A 14,124-nucleotide genomic window follows, 5' to 3' on the forward strand; every position below is an offset into this window, starting at 1 on the left:
CCGAACGGCCATCAAGTGGCCACGGGTGACCACCTGTTCAGCGATGGTCCGGGGTTCCGGTAACGCGTCTCTAAAGTGACCGGCCGCGGGCTTTTGGTCTGCCTTTAGAACCGCGCCCCACGATGGGCCACGTGCTCGCACCGATCATCAATCCGGAGCGGGAGTGCCGCCCATGACCCACCACATCCCTGCCCACCTCGAGCGCCGTATGTGGTGTGATGGCTAGCGCCCCGCCCACCCGGCCACCTCAGCCCGCGGAGCCCATCGCCGTCGTGGGAATGGCCTGCCGACTGCCCCACGCACCCAGCCCGTCAGCGTTCTGGCAGCTGCTGCGGCAGGGCCGCCACGCCATCACCGCGATGCCTGCCGACCGCCGGCGCCCCGGCCCGCCGGCCGATCCGGCCGCGCCCTCCGCTCCGTCCACCGGCTGGTACGGCGGATTCCTGGACCACGTCGACACGTTCGACGCCGAGTTCTTCGGCATCCCGCCGCGCGAAGCGGTGGCCATGGACCCCCAGCAGCGGCTGATGCTCGAACTCGGCTGGGAGGCCTTCGAGGACGCGGGAATCCGCCCCGAAACGCTGAAGGACACCCCGACCGGCGTCTTCGTCGGCGCGATCTGGGACGAGTACGCGGCCGTGCTGCGCCGCCACCGGCCCCTCGCGAGCACCCGGCACGCCATGACCGGCGTCCACCGCGGCATCATCGCCAACAGGATCTCCCACCGCTACGGGCTGCGCGGCCCCAGCCTCACCCTCGACACGGCACAGTCCTCCTCCCTGGTGGCCGTCCACACCGCATGCGAGAGCCTGCGCCGCGACGAATGCACCCTGGCGCTGGCCGGTGGCGTCAACCTCATCCTCACCGAGGAGAGCATGGAGGCCGCCGCGGCCCAGTTCGGCGGACTCTCCCCGGACGGCCGCTGCCACACCTTCGACGCCCGCGCCAACGGCTTCGTACGCGGCGAGGGAGGCGGCGCCGTCCTGCTCAAGCCCCTCGCCGTGGCGGTGCGCGACGGCGACCGGGTGTACTGCGTGATCCGCGGCAGCGCGGTCAACAGCGACGGCGCCACCGACGGCCTGACCACCCCCGATCCGGCGGCGCAGGAAGCCGTGGTGCGCCTCGCCCACCAGCGCGCCGGAACCGCCCCCGGCGACATCCAGTACGTCGAGCTGCACGGCACCGGCACACCCGTCGGCGACCCCATCGAGGCCGCGGCGCTCGGCGCCGCCCTCGGCAGTGCCCGTACGGCGGACGACCCCCTGCCGGTCGGCTCGGCCAAGACCAACGTCGGCCACCTGGAGGGCGCCGCGGGCATCGTCGGACTGCTCAAATGCGCCCTCGCCATCACCCACCGGCACCTCCCGCCCAGCCTCCACTACACCACCACCAACCCGCGCATCCCGCTGGCCGAACTCGGACTGCGCGTGCAGGACGAACTCACCGCGTGGCCACGCCCGGAGCGGTCATTGCTCGCCGGCGTCAGCTCCTTCGGCATGGGCGGCACCAACTGCCATCTGGTGCTGGCCGAACCCCCGCCATCCGCGGCGGCCACCCCGCCCGAGCGCCCGGCCCCGCCCGTCGTGCTGTGGCCCCTTTCCGCCAGGACCCCCGCCGCGCTGCGCGCCCAGGCCGCGCGGCTGCGCGACCACCTCGCCGACCACCCCGGCACGGACCCCGCGGACATCGGCCACGCGCTGGCCACCACCCGGACCGCCTTCCCGTACCGCGCCGTGCTCCTCGGCGACGGCCACCACCCCGACGAGCTGCAGCGCGGCCTCGACGCGCTCGCGCGGGGCGCACGGACCGCCGGACTCGTCCGGGGCCGGGCGGCCGGACGGGGGCTTGCGCTGCTCTTCAGCGGCCAGGGCAGCCAGCGCCCCGGCATGGGCCGCGAACTCTACGCCGCACACCCCGCCTTCGCCGACGCCCTGGACGAGATCTGCGACACCCTGGCCCCGCACCTCGAACTACCGCTACGGGACGTCATGTTCGCCGAACCCGGTACGCCCCACGCGGCGCTGCTGGACCGGACGTCGTACACCCAGCCCGCTCTGTTCGCCATCGAAGTCGCCCTCTACCGGCTGGTGGCCTCCTGGGGCCTGAAGCCCGATTACCTGATGGGGCACTCGGTCGGCGAGATCGCCGCGGCACAGGTGGCCGGGGCGCTCTCCCTCCCCGACGCCTGCGTGCTGGTGGCCGCCCGTGGCCGGCTCATGCAGGCGATCACGGCGGACGGGGCGATGGCCGCCTGGCAGGCCACCGTGGACGAAGCCACCGAACTGCTGGCCGGGAGGGAAGACCGGATCGGCATCGCCGCGGTCAACGGCCCCTCCTCCGTCGTGGTCTCCGGGGACCGGGACACCGTCCACGACACCACCGCCGTCTTGCGGGAGCGCGGCCGCAAGGCCCGTCCGCTGAAGGTCAGCCACGCCTTCCACTCCCCGCACATGGACCCGATCCTCGGAGAACTGCGTACCATGGCAGCCCACTTGGCCGTCACCAAACCGACGATCCCCGTCATTTCCAATGTGACCGGCCGCGTCACCACCGCCGAACGACTCGCCTCCCCGGACCACTGGGCCCGCCACGCCCGCGACGCGGTGCGGTTCGCCTCCGGAATGAACACCCTCCGCGCGGCGGGCATCACCACCTTCCTCGAACTCGGACCGGACGCCCAGCTGACCGCCATGGCCCGCGAATGCCTCGCCCAGCACGGCACCGAGGACGGCCCCGACCGGCCGCGCCCCCTCGCCGTGGCCGCACTGCGACGTGACCGGCCGGAGGTGCGCACCTTCGCCACCGCCCTGGCCGAGGCACATGTCCACGGAGCCGACCTCGACTGGGAGCGGGCCCTCGGCGGACACCGCCCCCGCACGGTAAGCCTGCCGACGTACGCCTTCCAGCGGGAGCGCTACTGGCCCGGGGCGGAGCCCACGTCCCCGGCCACGGACAGCGCGGCCACCGCCTCGTCGCCGACCGGGCGGCCGGCGGAACCGACCGGCGCGGAGCGCGATCGTGCCCTGCTGGACGTGGTGCGCGACGCCGCGGCCGCCGTCCTGGAACACCCGGGCCCGGAGGCCATCGACCCGGCCCTCAGCTTCAAGGACCTGGGCTTCGACTCCCTCGCGGCCACGGAACTGAGCGAGCGGCTGAGCGAGGCCACCGGGCTGCCGCTGCTCGCCACGCTCACCTTCGACCACCCCACGCCGCTGGCCGTCGCCGCCCATCTGCGGAGCCTCGCCGACCGGACCCCGGACGCGTCGACGAACGCCCCGACCGCCCGGGTGAGCCCGCCACCGGCCACGGACGACGACGATCCCATCGCGGTGGTCGCCATGAGCTGCCGCTACCCCGGCGGGGCCGACACACCGGAGGCGCTGTGGCGGCTGGTGTCCGAGGGCATGGACGCGATCGGCGCGTTCCCCGGGGACCGGGGCTGGGACCTGCCCAGGCTCTTCGACCCGGACCCGGACCGCCCCGGCACCAGCTATGCCCGCGAGGGCGGTTTCCTGTACGACGCCGCACGCTTCGACGCGGAGTTCTTCGGCATCAGCCCGCGTGAGGCGCTGGCGATGGACCCGCAGCAGCGGCTGCTGCTGGAGACCGCGTGGGAGGCGTTCGAGCGCGCCGGCATCCGCCCCGCCGCGCTCCGCGGCAGTGCGACGGGAGTGTTCGTCGGGGCCACGCCCCAGGACTACGGCCCACGGCTGCACGAGGCGCCGATGGGGCTCGACGGCCATCTGCTGACCGGCAGCACGCCCAGTGTGGTGTCCGGGCGGATCGCGTTCACCTTCGGCCTGGAGGGGCCCGCGGTGACGGTGGACACCGCGTGCTCGTCCTCGCTGGTGGCCCTCCATCTGGCCGCCCAGGCGCTACGCCGGGGGGAGTGCCGCATGGCATTGGCGGGCGGCGTGGCCGTGATGGGCGCCCCGGGCATGTTCACCGGCTTCTCCCGTCAGCGCGGCCTGGCCCCCGACGGCCGGTGCAAGCCGTTCGCGGCGGCAGCGGACGGTACGGGCTGGGGCGAGGGCGCCGGACTGGTACTGCTGGAGAGGCTGTCGGACGCGCGGCGCGACGGCCACCCGGTGCTGGCTCTGATCCGGGGCTCGGCGGTGAACCAGGACGGCGCGTCCAACGGACTGACGGCGCCGAACGGGCCGTCACAGCAGCGGGTGATCCGCCAGGCCCTGGCCGCCGCCCGGCTCGCCCCGTCCGAGGTGGACGCCGTGGAAGCACACGGTACGGGCACCACGCTGGGCGATCCGATCGAGGCGCAGGCCCTGCTCGCCACGTACGGACAGCGGCGACCCACGGACCGCCCCCTGTGGCTCGGATCCATGAAGTCGAACATCGGCCACACCCAGGCCGCGGCGGGGGTGGCCGGCGTCATCAAGATGGTGATGGCCATGCGGCACGGGCACCTGCCCGCCACCCTGCACATCGACGAGCCGAGCCCGCACGTCGACTGGGACAGCGGCGCCGTGCGTCTGCTCACCGAACCGGCCGCGTGGCCGCACGGCGGACGTCCCCGCCGCGCGGGCGTCTCCTCCTTCGGCATCAGCGGAACCAACGCCCATCTGATTCTGGAACAGCCCCCCGCCCCGGACACCGCGACCGCCGTTTCGTCTCCGGACGGGCCCACGCCCTGGGTGCTGTCGGCACGGAGCGCGGAGGCGCTGCGCGGACAGGCCCGTGCGCTGGTCACCGCGCCGGCCACCGATCCCGACGCGTCCGCCACGGAGCTGGGCTGGTCGCTGGTCACCACGCGGTCGGTGTTCGCACACCGGGCGGTGCTGGTCGGCGAGGACCGCGACGCGCTGACGGCGGCAGCCCGGGCACTGGCGGCCGGTGACAGCCACCCGGGCCTCGTGGGCCCCGGCGCGGTACCTTTCGGAGTCGTACCTCCCGGAGCCGTGACGGCGAGCGGTCCGGGCCCCGTGCTGGTGTTCCCGGGGCAGGGCTCGCAATGGCAGGGCATGGGCGCCGAACTCCTCGATACGTCCCCGGCGTTCGCGGCCCGGGTGGCCGCGTGCGAACGGGCGCTGACGCCCTATGTGGACTGGTCGCTGACGGAGGTGCTGCGCGGCACCGACGGCGCGGGGGATCTGCGTCGGGTCGATGTCGTACAGCCCGTGCTGTGGGCCGTGATGGTCTCGCTGGCCGCGGTGTGGGCGGAGTACGCAGTGCGCCCGGCCGCCGTCGTGGGCCACAGCCAGGGCGAGATCGCGGCGGCCGTGGTGGCGGGGGCGCTGTCGTTGGAGGACGGTGCGAAGGTGGTGGCGCTGCGCAGCCGGGCGCTGTGCCGCCTGGCCGGTGGCGGCGCCATGGCCTCGCTGGGACTGGGCCGTGAGCAGGCGACCCAGTTGCTGACCGAGCTGGGCGACCGGGCCGCCGCGGTGGTGGTGGCGGTCGTCAACGGGCCCGGGTCCACGGTGGTGTCCGGACCGCCCGGACAGGTGGCCGCCGTGGTGGCCGCGTGCCAGGAGAGGGAGGAGCGTGCACGGTTGGTCGAGGTGGACTACGCGTCCCACAGCCCCCAGGTCGACGAGATCACGCAGGAGCTGACCCACCTGCTGGACGGCATCCGTCCGGCCACGTCCACCGACACCGGTGTGGCGTTCTACTCGACGGTGACCGGCGGCCGGATCCAGCCCGCCGGCCTCGACACCCGCTACTGGGTGCGCAACCTGCGGGAACAGGTGCGGTTCGCCGACGCGGTCGATGCGCTCCTGGCCGACGGCCACCGCGTGTTCATCGAGGCCAGCACCCATCCGGTGCTGACCATGGGGATGCGGGAGTGTTTCGAGGAGGCGGACACCGCCGCCGTCGCCGTACCCACACTCCGGCGTGACCACGGCGGCCGGGCCCAGCTGATGCGCTCACTGGGGCAGGCGTTCACCGCCGGGGTCGACATCGACTGGACCGCCCTGTTCCCGGCCGACCCGCCGCCCCGTACGGTCGGACTGCCCACCTACGCGTTCCAGCGCGAGCACTACTGGCTGGACACCGCCACCTCACGCGGCGGCGATCCCGCCGACCTCGGTCTCACCTCCGCCGAACACCCCCTGCTGGGCGCCGCCGTGGAATTCGCCGACGGCAGCGGCCCGATGCTGACCGGGCGCATCTCGCCGCACACACACCCCTGGCTGAGCGGGCATGTGGTGGGCGGCGTGGCGCTGGTGCCGGGCGCCGCGCTGGTGGAATGGGCGCTCCGGGCGGGTGATGAGGCCGGTTGTGGTGAGATCGAAGAGCTGACATTCCGGGCGCCGTTGGCGCTGCCCGCGACAGACGGCCTCCGCGTACAGGTGGCGGTGAGCGCCCCCGCCGACGACGGGCGGCGTGAGGTGCGCGTGTACGCCCGACCCGACGGCGACAGTACGCCCGTGGAGTGGACGTGCCACGCCACGGGCGTCCTGCGCCCCTCCGCACCGGAGGACCAAGCGGCCGAGCCCGGGGCATGGCCCCCGGCCGGTGCGCGGCCGATCGCGACGGACGGGCTGTACGAACGGCTCGCCGCCTCGGGCTACGCGTACGGCCCGGCCTTCCACGCCGTGTGCGCGATGTGGCGCGACGGCGCGGACGTACTGGCCGAGGCGGAACTGCCGGCGGCCGCCGGGGAGCCGGGCGGGTACGGCATCCACCCGGCCCTGCTGGACGCGGTGCTGCAACCGGCCCTGGTACCCGAAGAGGGCCGGGCACCGGCCGACGAGCGGCTGTGGCTGCCGTTCACGATGGGCGGCGTGACGCTCTGGGCCGCCGACGCGACCACCGTACGCGTCCGGCTCTCCCCGCACCGGCAGGGTGCGGACGGCGAGCGCGCGATGCGGGTGGCCGTGTCCGACGCCGCGGGGGCACCCGTGCTCACCATCGACACGCTCGTGATGCGCCCGGCCACCCCCGAGCAGCTACGTCCCTCGGACGGCCGTGGCCACGGCCACGGCGCGGCCGAACGCACCGCGCCGGAGTCCGGCAACGGCGCACGAGACCACGGGGTACGGGGCGGGCGGCGGCGCTCCGCGTCCACCGCGGCAGGCGCGCGCTCGGCCGACTGGGCCGCACGGTTGCGGGGACTGTCGGCGGCCGAACGGCAACGGGCGGTGCTCCACCTGGTCCGCCAGCACGCCGCCACCGTGCTGGGGCACACCGACCCCGACGCGGTACACGCCGGGGCCAGCTTCAAGGAACTGGGCTTCGAATCCCTGACCGCCGTCGAGTTGCGGGACCGCCTCGCGGCGGCCACGGGGCTGCGCCTGCCCGCTGCCCTCATCTTCAGACATCCGACCCCGGAAGGCATCGCCCGCTACTTGGCGCAGCGGCTTTCCCCCGAAGGCAAGGTCCCGACCCAGAAGTCGACGGAAGCGATGAATGTCGCGGAAAGGCTGGAGTCCGCGTCCGCGGATCAGGTTCTTGACTTTATTGACAACGAGCTTGGTGTGTCCTGAATGTACCGGGCGCGACGATCGCTGAAGGCCGGGTGAACCCTAGTGGCGAACGAAGAGAAGCTGGTCGAGTACCTCAAGCGGGTCTCCGCTGACCTGCACGATACGCGGCAGCGTTTGCGTGCGGCGGAGGAGCGCGCCCAGGAGCCGGTGGCCGTGGTGGGAATGGCCTGCCGCTTCCCGGGCGGCGTCACCTCCCCTGAGGAATTGTGGGATCTGCTCAGCTCCGGCGTCGACGCGATCGGGGATTTCCCCACGGACCGCGGCTGGGATCTGGAAAACCTCTACCACCCCGACCCCGAGCATTACGGCACCAGTTGCGTCCGCCAGGGCGGATTCGTCGAGGCCGACCAATTCGACGCCGCGTTCTTCGGCATCAGCCCGCGTGAGGCACTGGCGATGGACCCGCAGCAGCGGCTGGTGCTGGAAATCGCCTGGGAAGCCCTGGAACGGACCGGAATCGACCCCGCCACTCTGAAAGGCACCCGCACCGGCGTCTACACGGGCGTGTCCAGCCAGGACTATCTGGCCCGGGCACCGCGCATTCCCGAGGGCTTCGAGGGGTACGCCACCACGGGCACCCTCACCAGCGTCATCTCGGGCCGGGTGGCCTACACGTTCGGCCTGGAGGGACCGGCGGTGACCGTGGACACCGCGTGTTCCGCCTCACTCGTGGCCATCCACCTCGCCTGCCAGGCCCTGCGCCAGGGCGAATGCACCCTGGCGCTGGGCGGCGGCGTCACCTCGCTCGCCACGCCCATCATGTTCACCGAGTTCTCCCGGCAGCGGGCGCTGGCCCCCGACGGCCGCTGCAAGTCCTTCGCGGCCGCCGCGGACGGTACCGGCTTCTCCGAGGGCGTCGGCCTGGTGGTGCTGGAGCGGCTGTCGGACGCGCGACGCAACGGCCACCGGGTGCTGGCGGTGCTTCGGGGTTCGGCAATCAACCAGGACGGCGCCTCGAACGGTCTGACCGCGCCCAACGACGTCGCCCAGGAACGCGTCATCGGCCAGGCGCTGGCCAGCGCCCAGCTGTCGCCGGGCGATGTGGACGCGGTGGAGGCCCACGGCACCGGTACGAAGCTGGGCGACCCGATCGAGGCCGAAGCGCTGATCGCCACGTACGGCCAGGACCGCCCCGCCGATCGACCGCTGCTGCTGGGCTCCCTGAAGTCCCACATCGGGCACACCCACGCCGCCGCCGGGGTGGCGGGCGTCATCAAGATGGTGACCGCCCTGCGGCATACGGTCCTGCCGGCGAACCTGCACCTGGACGAGCCGACCCCGCATGTGGAGTGGGAAGGCAGCGGCGTGCGGCTGCTGACCGAGCCGACCGCCTGGCCCGAACTGGACCGACCACGCCGGGCGGCGGTGTCCTCCTTCGGCATCTCCGGCACCAACGCCCACGTGATCCTGGAGCAGGCTCCGGAGGTGCCTGAGCCTGTGGGGGCCCGGCCGGTTGTGGGTGTGGTGCCGTGGGTGGTGTCGGCGCGGAGTGTGGAGGCGTTGCGGGGTCAGGCGGCGGCGTTGGCGGGGCGGGTGGCCGATGGGGAGGTGACGCCTGCCGAGGTCGGTTGGTCGTTGGTCAGGTCGCGGTCGGTGTTCGAGCATCGTGCGGTGGTGGTGGGTGAGGACCGTGCGGAGTTGCTGGCAGCGGTCGAGGGGCTGGCGGCCGGGGAGCCCCACCCGGATGTGGTGCACTCGGGTGTGCCGGCCCTGGCGGGTGGTGCGGGTCCGGTGTTGGTGTTTCCGGGGCAGGGTTCGCAGTGGGTGGGGATGGGTGCTTCCTTGCTCGATGTGTCGCCGGTGTTTGCGGCGCGGCTGGCGGAGTGTGAGCGGGCGTTGTCGCCGTATGTGGATTGGTCGCTGAGTGGCGTATTGCGTGGTCTCGGGGGCGGTTTAGGCCGGGTTGATGTGGTGCAGCCGGTGTTGTGGGCGGTGATGGTGTCTTTGGCTGCGGTATGGGCCGGGCACGGTGTGAGGCCTGCGGCGGTGGTGGGCCATAGTCAGGGTGAGATCGCGGCGGCTGTGGTGGCGGGGGCGCTGTCGTTGGAGGATGGCGCGAGGGTGGTGGCGCTGCGTAGCCGGGCCCTGCGCCGGCTTGTTGGTGGTGGGGCGATGGCGTCGCTCGGTGTGGGGCAGGAGGAGGCCGGCCGGCTGCTGTCGGGCTTGGGCGATCGGGCCGCCGGGGTGGGTGTGGCGGCCGTCAACGGGCCGTCTTCCACGGTGGTTTCGGGTCCGCCCGAGAAGGTGGCCGCAGTGGTGTCCGTGTGCCGGGAGAATGGCGACCGGGCACGCCTGATCGATGTGGACTACGCCTCGCACGGGCCCCAGGTCGACGAGATCCGCGATGAACTGGCGCATCTGCTGACCGGCATCCGCCCAATCGACATCTCCGGTACGGATATCGCCTTCTACTCCACAGTGCGTGGCCACCGCATCGACACCACCGGACTGGACACCACGTATTGGGTGACGAATCTGCGGGAGCGCGTACGCTTCGCCGACGCGATCGAGGCGCTGCTGGCCGATGGGCACCGGGTGTTCATCGAGGCCAGCACCCACCCGGTGCTCACCGTCGGCATGCAGGAGACGTTCGAGCGGGTGGGCGTCGACGCGGTGACCGTGCCGACGCTGCGCCGCGACCACGGTGGCCGGGCGCAGCTCGTACGGTCCCTCGCGCAGGCGTTCGTCGCGGGCGTCCCCGTGGACTGGACGACCCTGTTCCCGGCCGACCCCACGCCACGGACCGTGGATCTGCCGACCTACGCCTTCCAGCACGAGCGGTACTGGCTCGACGGCCTTACCGGTCGGGGCGCCGACCCCACCGACCTCGGGCTCGTCCCCGTCGGGCACCCGTTGCTGAGCGCCGCCGTGGAGCTGGCGAACGGCGACGGTCGGCTGCTGACGGGGCGGATTTCGGCGCGTACCCACGCGTGGCTCGGCGAGCACGTGGTGGCGGGCGCGGTGCTGGTGCCGGGGGCGGCGCTGGTGGAGTGGGCGCTGCGGGCCGCCGACGAGGTCGGCGCCGGTGGTGTGGAGGAGCTGGCGCTCCAGGTCCCGCTGGTACTGCCGGAAACGGGCGGGCTTCGCCTGCAGATCGTGGTCGGGCCGCCCGGCGCCGACGAGCGGCGCGAGGTGCACCTCTACTCCCGTCCCGAGGGAGAGGGCGAGTCGTCCGCCGGGTGGGTGTGCCACGCGGAGGGCGTGCTGAGCCCGGCCCCGGAGGGCGAGGGGGAGAGCGCGGCGGAAGGGCTGGGCGGCGTATGGCCTCCGGCAGGGGCGGACCCCGTGGCGCTGGAGGATTTCTACGCACAGGTCCGGGCCTCGGGGTATGCGTACGGTCCGTCCTTCCAGGGGCTGCGCGCGGTGTGGCGCGACGGGACGGATCTGCTGGCCGAGGTGGTGTTGCCGGAGGCCGCGGGCGAGCACACCGGGTTCGGTATCCACCCGGCGCTGCTCGATGCGGCGCTGCATCCCGTCCTGCTGACCGGCCAGGACCTGACGGACACCGAGTCGGCTCACGGGCGGGTGTGGCTGCCGTTCACCTGGAACGGGGTGTCGCTCCGGGCCCAAGGGGCGACCAGCGTACGGGTCCGGCTGTCCCCCCGGGAGGGAGGCGGCGCCAGCGAGCGGACCGTGCGGGTGACGGTGGCCGATGCGGTGGGCGCCCCCGTGCTGAGCGCCGACGCGGTGGTGCTGCGCCCGGCGAGCGAAGACCAGCTGCGGAGCGCGCAGGCCCCGGGCGCGGACGGTCTGTTCGCCATCGACTGGACTCCCTTGCCTCTCGCACACGACAACAGCAGCACCGATGGCATGAGCTGGGCGGCTCTGGGCAGCGAAGCCACCCCGGATCTGCACTCGTTGATCGCCGCGCTCGACGGTGGAACACCGGCTCCTGCGGTTGTCCTGGCGTATCAGCCCGCTGCCGTCGCGTCGGCCGACGTCCATGCCATGGCGGCCGATGGGCTGGCGTCGGCGGAGCGGGTCCTGAGGCTGTTGCAGGACTGGCTGGCCGAACCCCGGCTCGCCGAGTCACGGTTGGTGGTGGTGACGCGTGGGGCCGTACCAGCCGACGACACCGGAAGTGTGGATGTGCCCGGTGCCGCGCTCTGGGGCCTGGTACGCAGCGCGCAGGCGGAGAATCCGGGCCGGCTCGTGCTGTTCGACGTGGAATCGGAGGCACCGGACCTCGACCACGGCAGTGTGCTGAACGCCGTACTGCGAGCCGTGGAGACGGACGAGTCGCAGCTGGCCCTGCGCGCGGGGCAGGTGCTGGTGCCCCGGCTGGTGCGGGCCGTCGGGGGCGGACTGGTGCCTACCGCGGGGCAATCCACGTGGCGGCTCGGGGTCGTCGGCGCCGCGACCGTGGAGAGTGTGCAGCCCGTGGCGTGTCCGGAGGTGCTGGAACCGCTGCGCGCCGGGCAGGTTCGTATCGCGGTCCATGCGGCGGGCGTGAACTTCCGCGACGCGTTGATCGTGCTGGGCATGTATCCGGGTGACGCCGTGTTCGCGGGCAGCGAGGGTGCCGGTGTGGTCCTGGAGACCGGGCCCGAGGTGACGGGCCTGGCCGTGGGCGACCGGGTGATGGGCCTGTTCGAGGGCGCGTTCGGCCCGCTGGCGGTGGCGGACGCACGTACGGTCGTCCCCATCCCTTCCGGCTGGAGCTTCCAGCAGGCCGCCGCGGTACCCGTGGTGTTCCTCACCGCCTGGTACGGGCTGGTCGAGCTGGGCGGACTCCGGTCGGGGGAGTCGGTGCTGATCCATGCCGCGACGGGTGGTGTGGGGATGGCGGCGGTGCAGATCGCCCGCCACCTGGGCGCGGAGGTCTACGCCACGGCGAGTCCCGGCAAGCACGCGGTGCTGGAGGAGATGGGCATCGACCGTGCGCACCGGGCTTCGTCTCGTGATCTGGATTTTGAGCACGTGGTGTGGGAGGCCACTGGTGGCCGTGGTGTGGATGTCGTATTGAACAGTCTGACTGGGCCGTTCGTGGATGCTTCCCTGCGGTTGCTGGCTGGTGCTGGTCGGTTGCTGGAGATGGGGAAGACCGACGTTCGTGATCCGGAGCAGATCGCGGCCGAGTATCCCGGGGTACGGTACGTGGCATACGACCTGATCACAGCTGCGGGGCCGGAGCGTATCGGCCGGATGCTGGGCGAGCTGAGCGGGCTGTTCGGTTCGGGTGTTTTGGTGCCGCCTCCGGTGCGGGTGTGGCCGTTGTGGCGGGCGCGGGAGGCGCTACGGCACCTGAGCCAGGCCAAGCACACCGGCAAGCTGGTGCTCGATGTCCCGGCCCGGGTGGATCCCGAGGGCACGGTGCTGATCACGGGCGGTACCGGGACTCTGGGCGGGCAGGTGGCCGAGCATCTGGTCCGTGTCTGGGGGGTCCGGTATCTGCTGCTGGTCAGCCGCAGCGGTCCCGATGCCCCCACCGCCAAGGAACTAGCCACCCGCCTCAACGAGTTGGGTGCGGACGTACGGATCGAAGCGGCCGACGTGGCCGACCCCATCACCGTCAGCGCTCTCGTCGCGGGCATCGATCCGGCGCATCCGCTGACCGGTGTCATCCACGCCGCGGGCGTGCTGGACGACGCGATGCTTCCCGCGCAGTCCCCGGAGCGGCTGACCCGGGCATGGGCGGCCAAGGCCACGGCCGCGGCCAATCTGCACGCGGCGACGGCACATCTGCGACTCGCCACCTTCGTCATGTTCTCCTCCTTCGCCTCCGATCTGGGAACTCCCAGCCAGGCCAACTACGCGGCGGCCAACGCCTTCTGCGATGCCCTCGCCGACCACCGCCAGGCCGCCGGGCTGCCGGGGTTGTCGGTGGCCTGGGGGTTGTGGGCGGCCACCAGCGGCCTCACCGCCCGGCTGGACACCGCCAACCTCGCCAGGATCGGGCGCCTGGGGATCACGGCCCACACCACCGAGGAGGGGCTGGCCCTGCTGGACGCTGCGTACCGCCAGGGCCGTCCCCATCTGCTGGCGCTCAAGCTGGACCCCCGGGCCCTGGCCGCCCAGGACACCGCCACCCTGCCCACCCCGCTCCGGGCGCTCGCGACCACCGGCGGCAGCGGCCGTGGCAGGCCGACCGCGGCGGCCGGTGGCCAGCCGGCCGACTGGGCCGGCCGGCTCCGCGGACTGCCGTCGACCGAGCAGCACCGGCTGCTGCTCAACCTCGTACGCGGCCACGCCGCCACTGTGCTGGGCCACGCCGACCCCGCCACGGTTCACCCCGACGCCTCGTTCAAGGACCTGGGCTTCGATTCGCTGACCGGGGTCGAACTGCGCAACCGGCTGAGCGCTGCCACCGGGCTGCGGCTGCCCGCGGCGCTCGTCTTCGACCATCCCGAAGCGGCCGCGCTCGCCGAACACCTGCGCCATCAACTCGCGCCGGACGACGCCGGGGGACGGGGGCGGGACATCCCGCACCCGGTCTTCAACGAGCTGGTCAGGCTGGAGAACAGCCTGACCGCCGTGGCCGTCGACGAGCTGGATTGCGGGGCCGTCACGACCAGGCTGGAGACATTGCTTTCGCGCTGGAAAACGATGTGTCCCTCGGACGAGGACGACGGCGGCGCCGTGGAGCGGCTGCAGGTCGCGACCGCCGATCAGGTGCTGGATTTCATCGACAACGAGCTTGGCCTGTCATGACCGACGTGGCGCGCCCTTTCGTGGAAGG

2 protein-coding genes are annotated in these 14,124 nt (G+C 72.9%); both read left to right on the forward strand.

Translation table 11 applies throughout. The features are described from left to right. Positions 1-218: 218 nt before the first annotated feature. Positions 219-7,445, forward strand: coding sequence for a beta-ketoacyl synthase N-terminal-like domain-containing protein (locus ABZ562_RS36400; RefSeq protein ID WP_361488352.1), 7,227 nt, complete (start codon positions 219-221; stop codon positions 7,443-7,445). 42 nt (positions 7,446-7,487) lie between these two features. After that, complete coding sequence (locus ABZ562_RS36405; protein ID WP_361488355.1) at positions 7,488-14,096, forward strand: SDR family NAD(P)-dependent oxidoreductase; 6,609 nt, start codon at positions 7,488-7,490, stop codon at positions 14,094-14,096. The last annotated feature ends 28 nt before the right edge of the window (positions 14,097-14,124 follow it).

This window comes from Streptomyces sp. NPDC019937 (assembly GCF_040631655.1).
In the GTDB taxonomy this organism is placed as follows: Bacteria; Actinomycetota; Actinomycetes; order Streptomycetales; family Streptomycetaceae; genus Streptomyces.

Excerpts from the sequence above, each read along its gene's own strand:
- ABZ562_RS36400 (WP_361488352.1), top strand. The coding sequence starts at position 219 with ATGGCTAGCGCCCCGCCCACCCGGCCACCTCAGCCCGCGGAGCCCATC.